Below are 21,863 nucleotides of genomic sequence, written 5' to 3'. Positions count from 1 at the left end.
CGCTGGCACTTTTTATGCTGACTGGTACCCGACACCCGCGCCACCTGAACCGAGCGTTCCCAGCCAACACCAACCAGTGCTCAGAATGCGGCGGAACGGCCGACCTAGACTCGCCGCCGGACACGGGGACCGGATGACCGCCACGCGCGGGCAAACGCCGCATAGTCGGATTGCCCGTCATCGGAGGTAGTCATGCGCCGTTGCTCCGTCCCACATCCCTTTCGCTTGCATGTCATGCGCCGGTCAAGCATCAGCCTGCTCCTCGCCACCGCCTGCGCGGCGCTGTTTGGCGCGGCGCCGGCATGGGCCGATACCACCTGGTCGACCACCGCGACGCAGACCGTCCTCACGCCGCCGCCCAATGCCGATTGCGGCGCCAAGTACGAACTGAACTTCTACTCCCCACGCTGCTTCGATCCGGCCAGCGTCGTGACGATGACCGCTACGGCACCGTTGCACATCACCCTCGGCCTGCAGCTGCGCAACCGGCCCCAGCTGGAAACCTATCTGCACGACGTGACGCAGCCGGGCTCGCCGGTCTATGCGCAGTACCTCGACCGCGATGCGTTCATGCGCGACTACGCGCCCACGGATGCACAGGTGGCCGCCGTCGTCACCTATCTCGCCCAGCATGGCTTCAGCGGGATCGAGGTGGCCTCCAATCACCTGACCATCACGGCCGATGGCACCGCCGGCGGCGTGTCCTCCGCGTTCAACCTGACCATGGCGACGTTGACCGACAGCAGCACGAATCCAGTGCAGCACTACACGGTCAATGTGGGCCCGGCGCAGGTGCCGGACGCGTTGGGCGGCATCGTTGTCGGCGTGCTGGGACTTACCGATGCCCTGTCGGCGCCGGACAACCATCATGGCGACTATCAACCGCCGCCGCCTGGCCCGATCGCCGGCTATGGCCGCAACCCGCATGCGTACAGCACGATCTACAACGCCGACGCGGTAAGCACCGCGCATGACACCACGGTGGGCATCATCGCGGCCGGCGACATGACGCAAACCATCGCCGACTTGAACACCTTCACCGATCGCGAAACCCTGCCGCGCGTAGACACGCGCGTGGTGCAGGTCGGCCATGGCACGTTCGGCACGGATGGCGCGCAGGACGAGAGCCAGGTCATCGCCGCCACGGCCGGGCAGCTGAAGCAGATGGTGTTCTACGCTATCGCACCGATCGGCGCGAAGCCGAACCAGGCGGAGGTCACGGCTGCTTACAGCCGGGCGGTGGCGGACAACGCGGTGAAGATCATCCAGACCTCGTGGTCATTGGACGAGGAAAGCTCGCACCGCACCGGCCAGCAGGTGATCGACGATGCGATCTTCCTGGCGGCCCGCGCGCAAGGACAGGTGGTGATGGCTACCGCCGGCAGCAACCTGTTCCTGGACGTGCAGAACTTCACGATCTACGCGCCGCCGTTCGAGCCGTCGACGTCGCCTAACGTGGTGGCGGTAGGTGGCTCCTCGGTGGGTGCCGACGGTGCCGGCCACTGGTCGACCGAATCGCCCTGGTACGAGATGTCGAGCTCCGCCTTCCCAGGGAGCCGCACCTACTACAACTACTGGCTCAGCCCTTCCGGCCCCAGCACCTATGCACCGGTGCCGTTCTGGCAGACCCCGCTGGGCAATCCGCTGCCCGGCAGCCCGCAGCCGCCGGTCACAGGCCGGCTGGCTCCCGACCTCGTGTTCGATGCGGTCAAGACCGTACCCGACGACTGGGATTCGACCCAGGTACTGCCGGCCACTACCGGCGCGCGCATCATCGTCAACGGCGCCGAGCAGCATCTGTTCAATGGCTCGGAACTGGCAACGAGTATCTTTACCGGCTTGTTCGCGCGCATCGAATCGGCGCATGGCAACCGGCTAGGCTTGCCGACGCCGCAGATGTACGCGAACTTCGCCAGCGACCGCAGTCCGCTGCACAACTTCGGCAACGGCGAACCGTGGCAGAACGCCAGCTGCACCAACACCGGGTGGACGCCTTGCGCCGGCTGGGGAAGCCTGGATATCGGGAAGTTCGATGGCTATGTGACGACGCACTGGGGGCTTTGATGCCCGCGCAGGGAAATCATCATGTCGAAACGCACGGCACCGCCGGTTCCTGAGAAGCTCCGCGAGCTGCTCAAAGACTATCCAGAGCACATCGCCAGCCTGCAGGATGCGCTTGGCCGGTTCTCCGCGTCCACGTCGAAGCTACAGCCATTCGATGAAGCGGTCTGGTTGCTCGAAGACGGTTTGGCGGACTTCATGACACAGGCGAGCGTGGCACTGGAGGCGGCGATGGCCGGCCATGACCTGGCGGCCATCGCGCAAGCGAGGAAGAAGGCCGAAACCATGTCCCTTGCCAGGAGCAAGGCCCGGTGGATTACCGATGAAGGGCTTTGGAATTATTTTCAGGAGAACTGAGGGGGCATGAGGGTTTGCCGGGAGCCCAGGAATGCTGCCTGCTTGCGGGCTTTTCATCGGGAAAAGCAGACCGGAGGTGATTCGCTGCCTCCGGTCTTTTGTTGCGCGTCTAAAGACGCCAAGGGGGTCGCTTCCCTGATAGTCGCCATGAGGAGCAGGGCTGGCCCGGGAAGCCTCTCGATGCGGCTTGTTGTCATATGTCTGGCGACATCCGATCGATGGACGTCACCAGCATCTCCGCTGCGAACAGAGACATGTGGCCGCAGCCACGAAATCCCCTGCTCGGACCGTAAACTGTCCCTGCAACAACCACTCTCTTCCCACGCCAACGTGCGAGGACAGGCCTGTTGAACCGGATACTTCCGGTGCCCTCGCTCAACCAGATAGCGGAGTCATACTCGTTATCGCGGCACTCGGAGACTGGGTAGTGCCGAAGCGATACGTCTTCAAAGCGAAAATGGAGAATGCCATGGACGACGATGCACCTGCCCCCGTTGACAGGCAGTTGATCAACTGCAGCGTTAACTGAGAGCGATCTGTCCATGCATGTTCACGCGATAGCCATGGATCGAAACTCTTTCGGATCCGTCGGCATCAGGAAATGAAGCGGCGAGAATCCTCGGGAATCTCTTCGAAACGAATGACGTCAATGACGTGCCTGGCCTGGAACCAGACCTCGAGTCCGGGGCCGATGTCATCGGTGCAACAGGGTTGGTTATCAAGCTGGCCGCGATACCAATGCCCAAGGCACCCGGTGATCCAGACCCACATGCGCTCCCCTCATCGGCGGTGTCGCCATCCTCGCCGACGACACGGATATAGAACCGCAGCTTCGCCATATCTCCGGGGCGAAGAGATAAGCGGTCGGCCAATGAGGGGATCCAGTAGGTATCGGGCGATGCCGCGTGCGCGACCTCTCCGTCGTCAACCATCCAGCCATCTATGTCGATGGAAGTCAGTCTGGGGGAATTCATGGCATCTCCTTATGCAAATTTCGGCAGCGCTTAGCGCATTGGTGAAGTCAAAGACCCATCAGCGAGATAGCCATCTCGGAACCTGATCGCCAATCCCTAGTCCATCACGTGTACGAGAAGCCATCGACCGTGATCGAGGAAGTAAACATCGGCAGCGGATTCGATGGTTCCGAAATAGAAGCCCGGCTGCTTGCTGCTGATTTGCTCAACGACGCCAGGTAATGGCCGAAAAGGGTAGGCCTCCGTATGCCAGTAAGTGCCGGCAGCCGCCACGTCGACATAGAGGTTCGTCACGGGTCCTTTCCAGGCCCCAAGCTCGCGAATCTCGAATCCCGCCGGCTCGTTGAGGGCCGCGACCAGCCGGTATCCATCCGCATTCCTGGTGGGGAGTATCAGGGCCAGGTCAGGGCGCCCGTCGCCGTCGACATCCGCCTGAGCGATCAGAAGACAGGCCTTTCCTTGCGTGGCCGCATATCGACGACGTTCGCCATCCGAATCTGTCGTCGTGGGGAGCCTGGTATCGGGGAAGCTCTCCTCTAGCCTGCGCTCAAGCGCCGGCGGTACCAAAGAAGCGCAAGCGTCGGCCGATGGGTTTGTCGTACCTAAGGCAATCAGTGCCAGCCACAAAGAATGCATTTACCCCCCAGATCGTTGGCGATCAAGCCAACCCAAGATGTTCATGCTCTTTGTACTGGAACGGCAGCGCTGCAGATCAGCAGAAAACGATGGCCGCGCCGGACTCGATGGAAGCCTCCGCCGCCCTGATCAGGCGGATGCAACTAAACGACTCGTTGCCGTAACGCTTCCACTTGGGGCCGTCCGATGGCGGCGCGTCGGCGGCGTCCCAGACTTCGTCGCTTTCCGGGTCTGTATCGAGAGGCAGCTCCAGCCATTCGGCCAATCGCTTGCACTCGTCCAAGAGGCGCGGCGAGGACCCGATCATGCCGCCCGGAATCCGCAGCGCATCGTCCGGAAAGACCACGTCCTCGAAATCCTGCGGCACATAGAAGCCTTCGGCATCACTGTGCAGCAGAAGATGCTCAAACCCGGGCGCCAGCTCGTCGTAGTACTCCTCCAGCACTGGATCCTCGGTCGCATCCCCCGTTCCCGGCACCGGAACGCCCCGGCCCAGGCCGATATAGGCCGCTAGCCGCCGCAGATAGTGCAAGCCCGAGTAGCCCCGCATCTGGCACGAAAACGCCGGATCGTCACCAAGACCATCCGGCTCCTTATGGGGAGAAAGGCCCGCCTGCACCAGCGCTTCCGATAGCCCCTCGTACATCCCGGGGTCCTCAAACCCACCCACTTGAATACTCAAGCCCATGGCAACCTCCTTGTGCGTTGGGGCTTATGCGGCAGCAGAGCCCCGGATCAAATCCGTTGCGAAGATTAATCGAAAGTCGGGGGATATGTTTGCCATGGAACTGGAGGTTCCGGCAAATGGCTCTAGGCGCGACGTCCCCCGCTTTCGGTAGCGGGGGACGTCGCTGGGACCGGCAAGCTATTGATGCACCTCAGCCTCTAACCTCATGCCAGAAAAGCTACTGTCGCTGCATTAGCAACGTTATGCACTAGTACGCTGCTTAGCAGACTTCCGGACCGACGCCTGACGTACATAAGCAAGCATCCGCCGATACCTGAAAAGACGAACAAGAGAATGTTGAAATGAGAATATCCACCCTGAAAGCGCCACGCGTGAATAAGAGCGAAGATAAGCGTTGGCGTTGCTAAAGCAAGGAAAGTCTCAAAGCGCCCGCCCTTATATCCATCGTCGCCAGATCTGAGCAATAGTGAAGGCATAAGACCTCTGAACACTAACTCCTCATCGACTCCAGACAGAAGCATCATAAAGAGCAATCGACTCGCTGAGAATGGCTGATGGAGCGAGGCGTAATGCACGACAACCCAGTTCATCAAGCCCAAGGCAATCAGTGACGCTAAGGTAGCCACCCAACTCTTAGGCAAAGGAAAGCAAAAGCCTATCTCTTTTGACCAGCTCCTCTTAAAGACAACACCGGTGAAAACAAGTAGCCCGAGAATGCTAAAGACCTTGCCGACCCATGGTATGCCAGGAGTGCCGAACCTCTGATCCAGCATCATCCCTGCATACAGGCAAAGGCATTCCACCACCAGCGCCATCATCGCCAGAATGGCATTGTTTCGAAGAGGCAATTTGTGGCCGGTTATCGCCTTGGCAACCAGTAGGACGGCCCAGCCAATGATCGCAAGGCACAAAGACGGTATAAGAAAAGGCCGCATGATAAGAACCTGGGTTCATTCTTCTTATTAACGAGAGACGGCCCTTTGATGAGGCCGTCGTGATTGCAAAGAATCCGCAAGGCTAATCACCTCCGGCCCTTTATACCGGACGATATCCACTGGCGGAGATTAGTCGAAAGCAAGGAGACAAACGGAATGGTGATTAATCTCACCAACCCGTCTCCTTCTTGAACCAGCTGTTATGGCGAACCGCCACCAACCGTATTTCCGGCGCCGCCGTTATTGAAAACAGGCGTTGGAATATTGCGGTAGCTATTGGATTGAATGTTGACGCCAGACGCCCCAGACATCAACGCCACGCCTGTCGTAGAGTCACTGAATGAATTGCCCGTGACAATACATTGAATCGAACTCGTAATAAACACTCCATTGTTATTACTTGCCCCGTCACCAGCAAAGACGTTACCAGTGATGCACGAAGAGTCGCTATTAAGGACGATGCCATTTTGATTTGCGGAAAAAATGAATAAATTTCCAGTAATAATAGTCGAATTCAACTTACTTTGAATGTTGACCGCATTGTTTAAGCTCCCAAACTGGCTCGACACAATGGTCAGTTGATCGAGATTCAAACCTCCTGCCGGGGTGTACACGCCCATGTTACCGTGTGTGAAATTGCATGAAACCACCGCCACACCCTGTATGTCGGTACCATAAACAATCCCCGCATTGAAGCTTTCGAAAACACAGCCGTAGAAATTATAGACAACCCCGTACGCCACGGTACCTCCGCAAGGGCCGTATTTATCAACGCCGCTAAGAATCACCCCGTTCCCAAGAACACCTGAGCCAAAATATCCAACACCGGTAAAATTGATATTGGAAACATCAATAACGTTAACGCCCGTACCCCAGTAGTCAGATACACCGTAACCATCGTCTCCGCGGAAAGTAACGTAACTAAGGTCAGAAATCGGATTAAGCGCAGGATTGGAATCGCACGTCACAAGTTGCTTCAGTGCTAGCGCGGTATCCCCGGGGCCCGCTCTGCCGGTCGTAAACGACATGTCTCTGACATGCACGGAACAGAACTGATTGGAGAACGATACGACCATGCCGCCGCCCGAAGGAAAATAGAGCACCGTCGAATCTTGTCCGTACCCTTGAATGAACAATGCCTTGCCTGCGTCCATGGTGACGGATACCGCACTGGTTATCAGGTAGCGGCCAGGTGGAAACAAAACAGTTCCGCCACCGGCAACCGAGGTGAATGCAGATTGCACCGCGCCTGTATCGTCGTGGACTCCATTACCAACAGCCCCGAAGTCCAGGACGTTAGCCACCTGCGACGTAGCTGCGCTTTGTGCACTGGAAGACTGAGCTGCACCAAATAGGGATGTACCGGCCGCGAAGGCCACAGGTAATGAACCTAGAAAATTGCGCCTATCCATGAATTTTCCTCGCTGATCATCTATGAAACATTTGGCTGGACCATCCCAGCGCCTCGGATAACAGGAAGATGCAAAGATGATTCCTTGCACAAAACGACATCGCACTCTGCCGTGCAACTAATTCACTCGATCAAATACGACGGGATCCATTCGAAACAGTTGCATCTGCCATTTAGTCCAAGAGGAAATTCCGTTCCGTATGCTCGTATACGCGTTCCCGCTCGAGTAACGCAATCTCTCTCATTTGATCGACGGTCAACTCTATCGTCAGGGACTGACCTGCAATCTCTCGATACTCTTCGGGTCGCCGGTTCTTGAAGATGTCAAAAAAACCATCGCCAGGGCAGCCAGTCCTCACCTTAGCCAACACTGCGCTGTAAACTGCGACATCCGTAGAGCAAAGTGCTCGGGAAGCAGCTTCCAACGTGTCATATTTGTCCTTTTCGGAGGCCTTTACATCAAAGAGTTCGTGAAACTCTCTAAAGGGCACCGTGTCTCGCGATCTTGACGCCTCGAGAAGAAGCTTGGCGACGGGAGTCAATTGTTCTACTAGCACCATATGTCCACCGAAAGGCAACGTGCCAGGACCGGCACACTCTCAAGAGATCATGGGGCAATCTCATCTATTGCGACCAAGAGCGACGTCGTTATGGGCCCTGAAATACGGCGGGACACCCAAGTGAGCCCCCCTCCCTAACTACAACACCTCACAGTGCAAAAGAATGGGGCGCTAAGCACCCCGTTACTTGTTCTTTACGATGTCCAGATACCGTTCCAAGGCGTTAGCCCTTTCGCAGATCCGAAATATCTCGTTCTGGTCCTGCTGCATGCTGTAAATCTGATCGTCGCCATACAGGGCTGCTTCCAACGCCCCATCCTTGTCTTGCAGGCTGATCCAGGCCCGCTCAGCGGCCACCAGCATTGGCCGCTCCTTCTGGTTAAGCGCACCAAGAAGCTTCTTGTATGCGACGTTCAATCGCTTGTCCTGATAGTCGTGCTCGGTGGTCAGGCATGCGCCGGCGGCGACTACGTTCGTGTTGGCTTTGTTGACACAGGCATAGAACGTCGCGGATATCCCCGGCGGGGCATGTTTCTCGATGTAGCTGGCCTCGGTGTCCTGAGCGCTCGCCGGGCTATGGAAAGCGATGGCGAAGACAAACAACAGGGCCAATGGGCTCAAGAACTTCATATCCCCTCCTTTGATTCAACGCTGAAGAGTCATGGCTTGGCGAAGGGTGCGTCCCTTGGCTGCCGCTCTTGCAGCTAACAGGAAGCCCAAGGATTGCCCATTTAGACTTCCGCGTCTGTAGGCGATCGCCTCCATGACCACGCTCACCCGACCCCATTCTTCGAAAAGGTCCAGAGGCCACTTCCATGAGACCTACGGCCGAGGCGCTACTACGCGGTAGTCCTTCTTATCGCCGTAGCGGGGGGCCTTGTCGTCCACGCGCGCACATAGTTTTCCATCACCACAGGGAACGACGTCGGAGCGATTGATGGCATCGAGATACGACACCTTCGCTCTCAACTCGTCGTAGCGCGCTTGATAGAACCCGTAGAGGCACAAGTACGTGGTGATCAAACTGGCGAGGCAGAGCGCCAGGACGATGCCGAGAATCCAGAAGTTCTTTCGTCGCTGTGCGGCCAGCGCGTCTTGTGCCGTGGCGAACGCCGAAGCGGCACGGTCCGCCTTATCTAGAACAGCCTCCATGCGGCGCTGAAGCGCCTGCCCGGCCAGATCCATCTCGCCCTTGAACGCCGCGCCCGCCTGGCGCACCTCTCCTCGCAAGGTGTTCCGCGTTTCAGCGGCTTGTTCTTTCAGGGACGATCGAAGCATGGCGATCGTCGCGATAGCTTCTCGTGCCACGTCGGATGTGCGGTTCTCTTCCATGCATCGTCTCCGTTCCGTTGCCTCAACCACCACCTCCGCCACCACCCCCTCCCCCGCCTGAGCCGCCTCCGCCACCATCACCTCCCCCCGCACCACCGCCCGCGCCGGGTGGGTTGTTGAGCAAGGTCATGATCATCATCGGCGCAGCGTGCTGGACTTCGGGCGATGCTTTGCTGGTAGCTTGTGCCACGACCATTGGCGCCATGTCATCCGGCGCCATCGCGATGCGCTGTTTCAACTGCTCGGTTTCGATGGCCACCATGTAGTCATCGGCCTGCTTGAGAAGTTGCTGCGCTTCCGGCCGTGCGCCTAGCCGCTCGCAGGCAGCGTCGATCGTCAGTGGGTTCTTGGCATGGAGCGCAAACCACAGATCAGCGATTTCTTTGTCCTCCATCGCCGATCCGGGTCCAAAGGGATTGCGCGACTCCCGATCCGACACGCTGGGATGCGTGCCCGGCGGCATCGGGGTCACCTCGATCTGCGAGGCCCTAGCAAGGGAGGTCAGTTGTGCCATGGAATTGGCAGTGGCCCCGATCGATTTCTCCCGACCTTCGCGGGATTCCTGCAACGGTGACGTGGATTCGAGCGCGGAAGCTGCCGGCTTGATCGATTCGTCATGCCATCTTTTCTGCTGCACGCTCGCCGCCGGCGCTATCTCCGCGTGCATCGCGTGTGACGATGGTCCGGTACGTCGCGATGCCGAGTCCATCATGGTCGGCGCTTTGGGCTCAGGTCGGCTGACCTCCTGGCCGCGCTCTTCACGGGTCGCAGCTGGCGGAGGTTCCGAAGCCTGCTGGCTGGCTTCAGCATGGGCTTTTTCCCGCATACGCTCTTCGAATACCGCACGGCGGAGAGCCGGCTCTTCGCGCTGAGATTCTTCAGGCACGTCTGGTTGCGAGCGCACTCGGTCCGCTTCGCCCTTGGACGGCTCCGCGCCGACTTGCTCGCGCGTTGCCTCCTGTACGCGCTCTTCCGAGTTCGCTCGCACGGATTGAGCGGGCTCTGAAGGGAGTGCCGCCCCATCGGAGTGGACGGCAGAGGGGTCTGATGCATAGGCCAACGGCTGCGGTGTGGTCGCGCTTCTCTGCGCCGCTGCCGGATGGGTCTCATCACGTTGAGCCGGCCATGCCGAGGCATCGGGCATGGGAAGCTCCTGCGCATGGCGCGTCGCCATAACTTGACCAGCTTCAGGCGCGCTGGCCCCTGCCGCAGTCAGGGCAGGAGCGGCCCGTTCTGACCCGAGACGGGGTTGGGCATGCACCTTCGGCTGGGGCGCATGTTGAGCGGCGTCGAACTGCCCGGCGTCTTGCACCCTCTCCGGCGCTGCCGAGGAGCCAGCGCTTACCTTACGAGCCTCACCCGCTCGCGCGTCCGCCTTGTCGGGCTCTTCCTGCGCCTGCGTGCGATCGTGCTGTACCTGGTGCTCGCGCTCGCGGGCGTGCGCTTCTTGCCGCTGACCATCCGCCACTCGTTGTTCGGCAGCACGGGCCTGTGCAGAGCGCTCATCCCGTGCTTGCTCGGCCTCAGGCCGCTGCTCGGTCGCTTGGTGTACCCGCGCTTGCTCTTGAATCTGGATCCGCAGGTGATCCTGCTCGACGTCGCGTAACGAGGGCTCTAGCGCCTGCCTCTCCGCCGCATGACGCGCGTGCCTGTCGGCTTCGTGGTCGATGGCTGCCCTCGCGTGCCCTGCGTCAGGCACGCTGTTCGACAGATGCCCTTCATGGGGTGCTGGTGCATGGATCTTTTGAGCGTCGCTCAAGATGTTCGCGGCTTGCCGTTGAGCCGCGGCATCGCCGCCTACGATCGCGGCCCACTGCGCCGCGTGGGCCTGGTGGGTATGGCTTGGCGTAAGCACCTTTCCTTGGATCATAGGTGCGGCATCGCTCGAACTGGACGAGCCGTCGGATGAAGACGAAGCGGCACGCACAAAGGTGACGTGATCTCGCAGCGCATGGATCACGCTATCGGGCATCGGACCCACGGCATCCCAGCCGCGCGCGTGGTGATAGTTCGCGTAGGTCTGCGCAACGCCCTCCGGCGACATCAAACGATTGTGCGCCATAGTCCGCGCCGCAGCCTGCTCGAGTTCGGCGGCCCGCACAGGGGACGCCACTTCCGATCCGCGAATGATCGCCCGATCGACCACATCGCTGACAAAGTGGCGCGACCATTGATGGGTTTGCGGATCGCGCGTCCAATCGCTCGATTGCAGACGCGGGGTATCACTGCCGCCAGGCGGCTGCTTATAGGGATCGGCAAGCTCGCCGGGGTTGGCCAGGCGCAATTCGACGGCTCTGGTCGACGCCTGGTAATCCAGCTGGTTCTGGAGCGCAGCGTCGGCCACGAGCGGCGCTACACCAGGCAGGGGTGGCAGATCCGAGACCCAACCCCGGCCGTCTTCATAGCGCCAAGGCTGGCCTTCGGCATCTCGCTGATGCGTGATCTGATACTGATCGATGCGGTCGGCGACTTTATCGCCGGCCCAGCCACCAACCAGGGCGCCGGCCGTACCGAAGAGGAACGCACCCGGCCCGGTTTCCGAGCCAGCCAATGCTAGAGCTCCGCCCACCAGCTGCGCGCCGCCGATCCAACCGAGGGTGCGAGTACCGAAGTGCACCAGGCCCGATTGGGCGCCCGTCAGGCTGCCCTGGTGCAGCAAGTCTGAGGTCTTGAGAACCGTGTGCGTGGAGTCGTATGCAATGAACGCGGTGCCGGCAACGTGAAGCGCGCCTGTCGCCATCCCGGAGGCGCCCGGCGCGGACAACTTCATGGTATGCGGGGCGGCGACTGCTTCCGGAAGGGATGTTGCGGGTGGCCCTGTCGGCGGATGCAACCGGATTTCGGCAGCTTTGATCTCGGCGGCACGTCCTTCCGGAACCGGAGGAGCGAGGCGCGAAGCCAGCCAAGCATCGTTTACCTTCGCCAGCTCGTTGAGGCTGGCTTGGTCAAAAGCTTCCAATGGACGGCCAAAGAGCGTCTTCTGCACGCCATCGTAGCCGCGGAGCACATCGACCCTCATGCGCACGTCGTCCAGGGAAACCGCGTGGCCGCTGTGCTGTGCAGTCACAGCCACCAACCGATTTTCGACGTTCTGCAGTTCAGTGGCCGATTGACTCGCGTACACAACGACGTCGCCATGGAAGGCGCGCATGGGATGGCCGTTGAAGATGGTATCGGGGCTGGCGAGCGCCGTAGGCAGCTCAAAATTTGTAAAACCACGATCCGGCGTAGCATTTTCGACAAAGCCGCGTATGGGCCGCCCACTAGCAATAGCATTGTCGATAAAAGACTCACTGCCAGCATTCCACATCACGTCCTTCAGCGCGCCTATATAGTCTTTCCCATAGGGCTCGAAGCCTTCCTTCGCCATGAAGGCCTTTAGCTTGTCGCTGATAATTTTGTATTGCGGATCATTGGCCGAGCCTTCGATGAACTGCCCCCAGGGGGTATGACCAATCAAACCCGCGCCACCTCGCGCGTTGATGTAGTCCATCGCATTATCGAAGTTCTTTCTTCCTGCGCTATCCTTACCGGCGTAAACAACGTAATCCATTCCATCCGGCAGCCTTGGACTGTTGATCTCAATGTGGTGGCGAACAAAGTCTTCGAAGCTGGAATGTGCGTCGATACCTGAACCGGACGAGCGCAAATAGTCCGCTACCTGCTGTCTCTGTGCCACATCAAGAGGAGCTCCTCGTGCTAAGTCCATGGCTGCCCCCATGGTTGTACGAACGGAAGCATCGAAATTGATACTCATGGCTGAGCCCCAGACGATGCTTCCTCCTCATAAGGCACATCAAGTTCCGCGAGAATGACCCTGCCGTCGTTAGCGCGTACGGCCGATGCAGGAAAATTGATGCCCTGACGGCTCAGCGCATCCGCATCGGCCAACACGATGTAGCGCGAGTTTTCATAATTGAAAATTCCTGACTCGAAGACCGTAATGAGCCCTTTGGCAAATGCACAAAGGAAGCACCATGGTGTATCTACATCTCCAATCTTGCGTTGCAAGCCAATAATCCGCTCCAACACACGATCCGGCGCCAGATAAAGCTCCCAGACACCGACCATCACACCCTGGTCGTCACGCCTTGCGTAAGTCCCGAAGAACCCTAAGCCGTCGAGTTCGCCTCGGATCAAAAAGTAGTACTCATACCCCACTTCGTCGGGCGTTGTGCCCGGCTCTATACGCGGCCGCCGGATTTCCACGCCGTACCTAGGCTCAACCGCGACAGAGCCTTTAGCTTCAAATTTCAATGTCATGCTACGGCCTCCATTTCATTACTTCCGTGTCGTGGCGCCATTTAAGCGCCGTAGGCAGCTCGAAGTTGGTGAAACCACGATTGAGCGGGGCGTTCTCGACAAAGCCTCGAATGGGGCGATCGGAAGCTATCGCGTTCCGCATGTAGGTCTCGCTGCCGGCGTTCCATATGATGTCTTCGAGTGCACCAACGTAGTTCTTCTCCCGTGCCTCAACGCCACGCGTCACCATAGACCGCTCAAGCCTTTTCGCCATCACTTCCTTTTCAGGAAGGCTTCCGCGAGTCTGTATTGGTACTCGCGCTCTGATGTATTGCCAACAGGCTCTACACGCGGGCTATAGATGTCGATACCAAGCTTCGGATCCGAGGCCACCGATTCGTTCAAGGTGAACTTCAATGTCATATCCAGCCCTCTCCTATGCTTGATTTTGAATCTCAATGCCATGCCAAGTCAGTGTGCTTCATTGCTTCTTTCTCTCGGCGCCACCGATCGAGCAAGCACAAGTGCCAGACATGATATGTGGCTAACGCATTTCGATGCCATGCAACGCGTTGAACGCGATGGGCCCTTCGGGTTCAAACGGCAACATCATGCAGTGAATACCTCACTTCCATGCCGCGCCCGATCGTCTGGGCGAATATTCGCCTTCTTCGGTATCGCACTCGGTATCAGCCGTGCTTCCAACGCGGTGACAGAGCGATAGATCTCTCCCCTCGGGGTGGCGAAAGAATCACAGATTCGGGCGCGCGTGTCTGTAGGAGGCACCCCTCTTCACGCGCCCCATATCTGTAGTCCTTACAGGAAGTGCGCTCGACGGCTCGTTGGCGGCTTTCATTCGCTTCGCGATGCAGGCACGCAGCCTGAGACCGTCAATGTTTCGTGTAGATGGACGCAAAGCCATCGGACATCTCCGCAAAGCGCGGCATGCACGCGTTGCGCGTGCAGGCGCCTACAGACAATCAAAAATCGTTTTGCTAGTGTCGATGGCGTTACCCGCGAGGTGGTGCAATGCGCGTCGCGGGTGACCATGGCAGCAATGCTGTGAGAAGCGCGGGCCAAGGGTGCGTCAACACCCCTGACCCGCTGACCATCACCAACTAGACGAGAGTTGATCATGGCTACCCCAGATCATACGGCACCCGCACGCCCACCGATCCCCTCGGCGACATCCTCACCGCTTATCCGGGTTGTCCGACGACCTCGCGGACACGGTTGAAGAACCGCGACCTAAGTGCATTCGCAGGCATGAGCCCAAGCCGTTCTACCCGGCGCGTCGCTCTGCGCGACGGCGACATGCACTGAGGCCACACCCTACTTCCTCCATCAAGCCGCCCGGCGCCCAGGCATGGGCTGTCGGTGAGACCTCCAGTCCGTGTGATCGCGGCACGTCGTGCGGTTGGCGGCGTGCCGTTCTCGGCGCGAGGTGGCGGCGCTAGCAAGGAGTTGCTTATGAACCACGTTTTTGGCGAACCCTGGATCGTCCGGCACACCACCTACTTCTCCGATCCCGACGCCGGCGCGGAGGCGCTGTTGAACGACGCGACCGAGTGGTTGCAGTACGCGCGTTGCGCCGTTCACGTGCTGACGGAGCTGACCCACGAGCGCGGCAGCCCGGATGCGCGTCGGTTGACGATCATGCTGGAAGGTATTGGAGCGTTTATCGAGATGGGCGCGCGCAGTGCGGCGCAAGGGCATCTGCGGATGCAGTGGGAGCGGGTGCAGGAAGACATCAAGCGCACGGTGGTGGCGCCGTAGCGGGTCTCTCTTTGCCCTCCCATTCGCGGGACGGAGGCCGCCATATTCACCTCCGTCCCCTCACACCTTGTTTCCAACTACGTGTCCAAGCCTCGGGCGATCAAACGCCCCAACGGCCTGGAGAGGATCATCAGCAGCAACCCAAAAACCACGTAGGCCATGTTGCCGATGACGGTGTGTAACGGGTAGCGCTGCACTTCCATGCCAAACACCATCTCGACGAGATAGATGCCCCAGACGAATACGAAGAATGCGGTCCAGATAGCCCCAATCAGCCGCAGCGCCAGCATGGCAATCCGTTGATAGCTCGTCACAAATCCCTCCGAACGAATTCCTTTTGCCCCTGGGCTCTCAACCATCGGAATGCCCGCCAGTGAACCTGACCCACTCTGTTTTACATCTCGAATCGCTTCGGGAAACCCCAGATACACAACCGAACACCTAGCCACACGCCAACGCCAACCGACAGCGGCAGTTCCCAGAGCCACCGGACCGAGGCGTCAAATATCCCCAGCACCAAGTAGCCAACACCAGCCGCCATGGCGCACAACGCTCCCATGTAGAACGTCTGAAGTGGCTCATCGAATCGCAGGGGCCTCGTATAAAGCGTTGGACGCATCCATCGCCCCTCACTCCATGGATTGATCGCTTGCATCCCCACGAGGATCACCACGGCAAACAGGCTAAATCCCCCTATCAGCCATGGGAACGACCATGAGCCCTTGTCAAAGCCGGGAGGCGCACCTGACAGGATCACCTGCAAAGGCGCAACGATTGCGCAGCTCGCAATGATCGCGACATTGAGGAGGAACCACGCCCTATCTTGCCTATGCATGACTAACGTCCATCTATCGATAGCGAGGCAACCTGGCTTTCGAGCCCATGGAATCTGACCCATTCCTCTCCGACGCTTTAGCGTGCCAGATGTGCGTCCATCCAGTCCGTGATGAATACATCCAGCGCAACCCGCGGAGGAACATCCAGACCGGCGTCGCGCACGAACACCGTGGCCGCCCTGATCAACGACTGCCGCGCCACGCTACTGGCTTGTCGCGCTGCGGCCTGCTTGCGCCGAAGCTGGACGATATGAGGCTCCGGTTTACCCGGCTTGGCGTACTTCTGGTAACGGCGTAGCTCATCAGCCACCAACCGGGTATCGAAGGCCGCCTGCATGACCGCTATGCGCGCCTTCAGTAGCGAAGCCAGGGACGCGGCCGCCGCCGCTCCCCTCGTTGGCTCGTCAGCCGACAGGATCAGGCTGGCGATATTCGGCGGCAGCTGCTCATTCAATTCCACGCATGCCGAGGCGTCAGAGCGCTCCAGCACTTCAAGGAGATGCGCGTAGGCGGAAGGAATGGGGGCGGTCACGACATGCACTCTAGGGAAACACAACGCTTGGGGCTGGCAACTTCAGTCGGGGGCAGGTTGGCTTTCAAACTCATGGAAAGTGAACCGGCCCCCGTTCTTGGAAAGACCGAAGAACTACCCGGCAGATCTAACAGACGCTCGACGAACAACCTCAAGTACCTTCCTGGGGTCACACCCATATATGCCCGCTCCCCAGGCGGCATTCTGCTCTACGCATGCCCAGCCCAAACCTTTGATGTAGCCGACATCAACCACCGCTGCCTCGGGAAGATCAACCCTTGGGTCGGTCAGCAATCCCGCCATGAACTCCTCAAGGCTTTGATCCTCCGCCGCCTCACTCTGAAATTCAGAGTCCCTTTGAAGTTCTCCGTTCCTTGAGTAGATGGAATAGGTGACTAGCGCCCTGTCCAGGACGAAGCACCGAAACTCGGTTTCCCACGACACTACATCCGATACCAGTACCGGCATGTCGTCGTCGTATTCGCTGGGCAATGAACTGCCCACATACACGCGCGCAGGGAAACTTTTGTCATTGGGAGGTTTGACGAAGGCAATGGCCTCGGACTGCCTCGCGATGCCAAGGGTCGTAAGCTGGATATTCCGCAACTTGTACTCGAACGGGAGCGTTACCAGCCAGTCCTCAGGTGGATTCAGGAGCTCGACGTCGAGTTGATCGGCAATCGTCTGCCCAAAGAGCGCCTCCACATAGAGCGCGACGTCATCCAGGACACGAAGGTGGTCTGGCACACGCCATCCGGTCAACCTCTCGACGGCCCAGCCCAACTGTGCTGCGGCTTTCCACAGAGCTTGAGAATCATCCGTGTATCGAGGCGTGAGGATCAGTGTTGTCATTTGAGTGCGCTGGTTATCTTGGGCCTAGCCCGCCTTGCTTACTGGCGGGCATATCGTGTGGGAAGATCTTGAACTAGCCGTTCGCTGCCCGCGAAAGCAGCTCTGCCTCTAGGCCGCTCAGTATCTCTCGTCCCCTTAGGCGGTCACGCCACGTTTTTGGAATGCCCGAAAGGCCATAGCGAATGCCTGCGACACCACCGGCAACCGCCGCCGTGGTGTCCGTATCGTTTCCGAGCGCAATGGCTCGCCTGACGGCCTCAGCGAAGTCCCCTGCACCTTCAAGGGCGTACCGCGCCGACCAAAGGGTGTCCAACACGTATCCGGTCCCCTTCACTCGCTCAAGATGAGCCGGGTCGAGAACAAGATCAATCTCCTCAGGAGGCAGAGCAGCGCTTGGCCCTAGCGCTCGCAGACGCGTAGCGGCCGATTCCCAGCTCGACGGGACCGAGGACAGCTCAGCGCGAGCCCAGAGACAGAGCATGGCGCACGCTACCGCCGAACGCGGGTGCCCGTGAGTTGGCAAGCACTGCCTGGCGGCCATAGAGATCAGCGACAGATCATCTCCGATATGCCACAGGGCGAGCGGCAGTACGCGCATCAAAGCCCCATTGCCGTTGTCGTATTCGCCCGCAGGCCCAGCCCGCTCAGGTGCCTCTCCGTCCCTGAGCGCATCGAGAGCACGCTGAGTCTGTACGCCCACATCGAAGACATGGCCATCCACGGCCAGATATCCCCAATAGGCCCAATTGAGAAGGCGACCCGCAAAATTAGCTAGGTCCAGGCCTTCGCAATCAAGCAACGACGCCAGCAGGCAGAGCGCCTGGGCGCCATCGTCAGACCATGTTCCGGGCGGAACGCCATTATGAGAGCGCCGAAAACCAGCCGGAGGATCGAAATCGATCAATGACAGCGGTGGCAGCCCTGAGGCCTCGTGGAACTCGTAAGGAACACCAAGCGCATCACCTATGAGCAATCCTTGAAGGCCTCCCGCCATTCGATTCCGCCGCTCATCTGCGCTCCCATGACTCGCCATGTCCGATTGGCTCCCCGAATCTGATGTCCACGTGCATTGAAGTGGACTCTATCAAGGTGCAGACAGGGTCGGTGTCAACCGATCCCGTTCTTCCCTAACGCTTTAACGCGACAGATTTGCGTCCATCCAGTCAGTGATGAATAGCAATACGCGGACGGCGAGGACGGGGTCAGGTTGGCCTTCGAGCGCCATGGAAGTGAACCTGACCCCGTTCTTTGATCCTTGATTGCGGGGGACGGAAGTAGCCGCGCGTTCTTAACTACCTCCAGCTCCTGAAGTGTCCCCTTTCAATCCTCTCCTCGGCGCATGAATCGACCGAAATGCTTCGGGCCAGCCAGGAGAGACCACATGATGATTCCCATCAGACTGACTATCCAGGCCGTACCCAGCCTGGGCAGGTTAGACCAAACTTGTTCGTTACCATCCAGTCGGTATTTAAAGCTGTACTTAGCTTTTTCTATCTTGAGGCCATAGTGGAGCACGTGACGCCCGAACTCGAATAGGTAGGGCGAAAACAACCTTCGTCCGTCCGATGAGGCGGCCATATATTCCGTCCTGCATCTATTGCCAAGGGGCTGCTCGCATACCGTGAATGGCTCACTTAAGGTCACGTTGCGTTCGACGGCATACACGCAGGTGATCTGATACGAACATATGAAGAAGATCGCTAGAGAGGCGAGGAATAGGAGTGTGATAGGTACATAGCACCACTCACATACATCCTGATCTAGTAGTCGCTCTCGAATCCTTCCCAGCGTCATCCGATCGCTCCAAGGTCATTCTTCGTGAGTCGCCGTTCGACATAGCGACGCTAGCTGCAACCCCATGGGAGTAGTCCAACCTGACCCCGTTCTTGGTGTGTTCGCCCCTCACGACGTAAAGCGCCCTATCCGGTGCGACTCAAGCGGTCGACTTCAAATTTTGATCCAGCAACCTCGCGTTGTACGCGTTTATAGATGCCGCGCAAAGCTGGCTTAAGGTGGCCCAGCGTATCGCGTTCCGGAGTGCCTAGAAGCACACAACGAATGGCATGCATATGAAGGATCTCCGGCTCGGACAGGTAACCCTGCTGCTGCCACCGCCAACCCATCGTTTGTCCATCGGAGAACTGGGAGAAGTTGAATCGCGAGTTGGCGAGGAAGAGACCGAACCCAAGGAACACGGCGGCGAGATCCGTTGCATGCTCCCACACTTCCCAACCGCCGGGTGGCGGCTCGGAAAAACCGACCGTCCTGTAGTGCGCCAGTTCGTGCGCGAATGTAGCCACCAAACTCATCGGATCGTCGACACGGTCAGGATGGTAAGTGATGAGCGCCCCACTTTCCGTGGCACGGAAGGTGCCCGCCGGAGACGATGGGCTGTTCTTCACCAAAAGCGTTGGTGCCACGACAGGGTTGGGATCGGCCTCCTGCACCTGCAGCTCGCACGGCCACTCAGCCATGCCGGCGTATCCACGCACGCGGGCGAAGACGGCTTCCGCCATGGCATGCCCTCGCAAGCCCCGTTCTGGGAAAAAGTGCGGCGTGGGTTGAACCAATGGACGCTGCTTGAGCGCCTCAATTCCACCGGTGTGTCGAAGCAGCCAGCCGAAGCAGTCGAACTGCCACTGAGTAAGCTCGCTGCCTAGAAGTGTTCCCCTACGAAACCATCCAAGCATTTGTCTTCAGTCTCCGTACCGAAGTGGTTTGATGTGACGTCCCTGCTTAATCTTGCCGGTGGAGGTTACTGGTGCCGCTCTCTTAACTATCTCCGGTCTTTTTTTCTAACCGCAGCCCCATGGAAGTGAACCTGACCCCGTTCTTTCCGTTCTTTGGCGACCCCGTTATTTGCACCGATAATCAGGGACAGACATCGAAATAAATAGCAACTCCGCTAATGAGATTCTTGGCGGCATTGAATTCCGCAGAAGGGGCAAGCAATGTAGTAGATCTAGTCACGCTCTTATGCGCCACGTCCCCTCTATCTTTGCCGTAACTATTGAGCCCAGCACTGAGCACTGTGTCAATCTCATCGGGCTTTTTGCCTGACAAGAAAGAAAGAAGCTGAAAGGAGGCCGACTTTACGCCATTATTCTTTGCTATCGCATCTTTGCCTAATGCGATTAGCTCACGAAGTAATTTTTCAAAATTGACTGAATCCAGCTGATCATAATTTGCGCGCAACTCTCTGAATATCGCAAGGATAACAACATAATCCTCTGAACGCCCAACCCAGGAAGTCCCCGCCGTCAACTCTGCTTCCATTGCGATTAAATTCTCCCTCGCTTTTTGCTCAAGGAAGTCTTCAATCTCGGCATGCACTAAGAGTCTGTATGCAGCCAACCTATCTAAATCCGGCTTGAAAGACGCCGGATCGTTACTTTCGCCCAGAACCTGGTCATCAACGAACTTCTTTGAAAGCTCCAAGAATCGATCGTTAAGCAAGCGAAAGTGCGGACACTGGTTCGCCATATTTAGATAATCCGATGACTCTCTTGATCGTAATTCAGACCCAAGCAATCAGCCAGCTCTACTCCCCAGCGATCAATCCGCGTGAAGGTCGCATGTACAGTTTTTGGCGTTTTCTCAATAGAATCCTTGAAATCACGCTCTAGGCATACCTTTTTGTAAATAGCAACAACTTGCTCTTTCTTCTCTTTTGCCGCATCGGCAACAATCTCACTAGAGAAAAATCTGGCTATACAATCAAAAATTGCTCTATTTATTACTCTTTCATATTTATCACCCAGCCACTTCTTAAAGGCGTCAGGGCCGAATATATAAAATGCGAGATCTAATGCGCGATCCAAGCCCTTTAATGCACCAACCAAATCATCTTCGCGAACAGTCCAATCAGACTCGAAATACTTGGTAGTGGCATCAAGAAAATCTTTAAAGTCGCCTCGATAGGATTTCAAATCGCGATCATAAGCGATAAAGCGCAATACGAGTTCAGAGTCACGCATGCGCTTGTCTAGAGCCTCGCCAAATATACGCTTGAACGGCGCACTGCTCTCTAAGTATTTTTCAATTGTATCAAGCAGATTACCGCCAATTAAAGCCTTACGAAGCTCCTGGGGAGAAAGGGGCAAGCTACCGCTATTCAAGCGATAGAAGATTGCATACAAAAAATTCTGATCGTTCCAATTTCTAATTACCGTGGATCGAAGTGTCGCATTCTCCAAATACTCCCGGTCTTCGGTAGGAAGTTCCTGGATACGCTTATCATTTAGGTCCGACCTAATATCGAGACCCTTTAGCTTATACTCGCCACTCATAAATTCGCTAATTGCGACGAGCCTTTGCTTACCATCAATTACAATAAAGCGCCCACGATGGTCTTTGTTTTCGGCCAACACGATATTAGGAACAGGCATTCCTACGATAATTGATTCCAACAGCCTACTCTTGCGAATGTCATCCCAAGCGACCCTTCGCTGAAAGCCTGGCTGGAGATCAATGTTGCCTTTCTTAATCTGCAGATTGATTGTTTCTATCGTCCAGTCGGCATTCAATACAACTGCATCTTTGAATGAAATACGTTGCCCAAGATCGTTTTCATCTTCCTGTTGATCGTCGGGAATGATCTCGATCATATCGCTCATACATTATCCTTAGCCTGGGTCCAGTCGAGCTTAAAAACAAAGGGCGACCATATGT

Annotated in this window: 20 protein-coding genes; 3 read left to right on the top strand and 17 right to left on the bottom strand. The window is 57.8% G+C overall.

Annotation, left to right across the window (positions count from 1 at the left end):
- The first annotated feature begins 234 nt into the window (after positions 1 to 234).
- Both ACNR9O_RS00245 and ACNR9O_RS00240 read left to right on the top strand, forming a co-directional pair.
- Positions 235 to 2,064, top strand: coding sequence for a S53 family peptidase (locus ACNR9O_RS00245; protein WP_473684117.1), 1,830 nt, complete (start codon positions 235 to 237; stop codon positions 2,062 to 2,064).
- A 21-nt stretch (positions 2,065 to 2,085) separates the two neighbouring features.
- Complete coding sequence (locus tag ACNR9O_RS00240) at positions 2,086 to 2,418, top strand: hypothetical protein (RefSeq protein ID WP_473684119.1); 333 nt, start codon at positions 2,086 to 2,088, stop codon at positions 2,416 to 2,418.
- A 521-nt stretch (positions 2,419 to 2,939) separates the two neighbouring features.
- Here the strand turns inward: ACNR9O_RS00240 and ACNR9O_RS00235 are convergent.
- From ACNR9O_RS00235 to ACNR9O_RS00195, 9 genes are all read right to left on the bottom strand, one after another.
- Positions 2,940 to 3,392, bottom strand: a complete 453-nt coding sequence (locus ACNR9O_RS00235; RefSeq protein ID WP_473684121.1) for a hypothetical protein — start codon at positions 3,390 to 3,392, stop codon at positions 2,940 to 2,942.
- Between the two features lie 96 nt (positions 3,393 to 3,488).
- Positions 3,489 to 4,028, bottom strand: coding sequence for a hypothetical protein (locus ACNR9O_RS00230; RefSeq protein ID WP_473684123.1), 540 nt, complete (start codon positions 4,026 to 4,028; stop codon positions 3,489 to 3,491).
- 76 nt (positions 4,029 to 4,104) lie between these two features.
- Positions 4,105 to 4,716, bottom strand: a complete 612-nt coding sequence (locus ACNR9O_RS00225) for a hypothetical protein (RefSeq protein WP_473684125.1) — start codon at positions 4,714 to 4,716, stop codon at positions 4,105 to 4,107.
- 203 nt (positions 4,717 to 4,919) lie between these two features.
- Entirely contained in the window at positions 4,920 to 5,651 is a 732-nt protein-coding gene (locus tag ACNR9O_RS00220; RefSeq protein WP_473684127.1) for a lysostaphin resistance A-like protein, read from the bottom strand.
- A 200-nt stretch (positions 5,652 to 5,851) separates the two neighbouring features.
- Complete coding sequence (locus ACNR9O_RS00215; protein WP_473684129.1) at positions 5,852 to 7,063, bottom strand: glycosyl hydrolase family 28-related protein; 1,212 nt, start codon at positions 7,061 to 7,063, stop codon at positions 5,852 to 5,854.
- 742 nt (positions 7,064 to 7,805) lie between these two features.
- Positions 7,806 to 8,252, bottom strand: coding sequence for a lysozyme inhibitor LprI family protein (locus ACNR9O_RS00210; protein WP_473684131.1), 447 nt, complete (start codon positions 8,250 to 8,252; stop codon positions 7,806 to 7,808).
- 192 nt (positions 8,253 to 8,444) lie between these two features.
- On the bottom strand, positions 8,445 to 8,954 hold the full coding sequence (locus ACNR9O_RS00205; protein WP_473684133.1) for a hypothetical protein: 510 nt from the start codon (positions 8,952 to 8,954) through the stop codon (positions 8,445 to 8,447).
- A 22-nt stretch (positions 8,955 to 8,976) separates the two neighbouring features.
- On the bottom strand, positions 8,977 to 12,711 hold the full coding sequence (locus ACNR9O_RS00200) for a hypothetical protein (protein WP_473684135.1): 3,735 nt from the start codon (positions 12,709 to 12,711) through the stop codon (positions 8,977 to 8,979).
- Positions 12,708 to 13,217 (bottom strand): hypothetical protein, encoded by a 510-nt coding sequence (locus ACNR9O_RS00195; RefSeq protein WP_473684137.1) that lies wholly within the window; start codon positions 13,215 to 13,217, stop codon positions 12,708 to 12,710. The genes ACNR9O_RS00200 and ACNR9O_RS00195 overlap by 4 nt, the downstream gene beginning before the upstream one ends.
- Before the next feature lie 1,449 nt (positions 13,218 to 14,666).
- On the opposite strand from ACNR9O_RS00195, the gene ACNR9O_RS00190 reads away from it, so the two are divergent.
- Positions 14,667 to 14,972, top strand: a complete 306-nt coding sequence (locus ACNR9O_RS00190; protein WP_473684139.1) for a hypothetical protein — start codon at positions 14,667 to 14,669, stop codon at positions 14,970 to 14,972.
- Positions 14,973 to 15,049: 77 nt separating this feature from the next.
- On the opposite strand, the gene ACNR9O_RS00185 is transcribed toward ACNR9O_RS00190, so the two are convergent.
- From ACNR9O_RS00185 to ACNR9O_RS00150, 8 genes are all read right to left on the bottom strand, one after another.
- Positions 15,050 to 15,286 carry a hypothetical protein gene (locus ACNR9O_RS00185; RefSeq protein ID WP_473684141.1) on the bottom strand — a complete coding sequence of 79 codons (237 nt, stop codon included), beginning with the start codon at positions 15,284 to 15,286 and terminating at the stop codon, positions 15,050 to 15,052.
- Between the two features lie 80 nt (positions 15,287 to 15,366).
- The gene (locus ACNR9O_RS00180) at positions 15,367 to 15,807 is read right to left on the bottom strand and encodes a hypothetical protein (RefSeq protein WP_473684143.1); all 441 of its coding nucleotides are present in this window, start codon (positions 15,805 to 15,807) and stop codon (positions 15,367 to 15,369) included.
- Between the two features lie 77 nt (positions 15,808 to 15,884).
- Entirely contained in the window at positions 15,885 to 16,340 is a 456-nt protein-coding gene (locus ACNR9O_RS00175; protein WP_473684145.1) for a hypothetical protein, read from the bottom strand.
- A 114-nt stretch (positions 16,341 to 16,454) separates the two neighbouring features.
- Positions 16,455 to 17,192, bottom strand: coding sequence for an ATP-grasp domain-containing protein (locus ACNR9O_RS00170; RefSeq protein WP_473684147.1), 738 nt, complete (start codon positions 17,190 to 17,192; stop codon positions 16,455 to 16,457).
- A 73-nt stretch (positions 17,193 to 17,265) separates the two neighbouring features.
- Positions 17,266 to 18,186 carry an ADP-ribosylglycohydrolase family protein gene (locus tag ACNR9O_RS00165; RefSeq protein ID WP_473700691.1) on the bottom strand — a complete coding sequence of 307 codons (921 nt, stop codon included), beginning with the start codon at positions 18,184 to 18,186 and terminating at the stop codon, positions 17,266 to 17,268.
- A 925-nt stretch (positions 18,187 to 19,111) separates the two neighbouring features.
- The gene (locus ACNR9O_RS00160; protein ID WP_473684151.1) at positions 19,112 to 19,708 is read right to left on the bottom strand and encodes a hypothetical protein; all 597 of its coding nucleotides are present in this window, start codon (positions 19,706 to 19,708) and stop codon (positions 19,112 to 19,114) included.
- Positions 19,709 to 20,063: 355 nt separating this feature from the next.
- Positions 20,064 to 20,630, bottom strand: coding sequence for a hypothetical protein (locus ACNR9O_RS00155; protein ID WP_473684153.1), 567 nt, complete (start codon positions 20,628 to 20,630; stop codon positions 20,064 to 20,066).
- A 47-nt stretch (positions 20,631 to 20,677) separates the two neighbouring features.
- A complete protein-coding gene (locus tag ACNR9O_RS00150) occupies positions 20,678 to 21,808 on the bottom strand; it encodes a GmrSD restriction endonuclease domain-containing protein (protein ID WP_473684155.1) in 1,131 nt (376 codons plus the stop codon).
- Between the last annotated feature and the right edge of the window lie 55 nt (positions 21,809 to 21,863).

Source organism: Dyella sp. CR10, from assembly GCF_055814425.1.
Note: the sequence above shows the minus strand (reverse complement) of the source record. Positions and strands in the feature narration are given on the sequence as shown.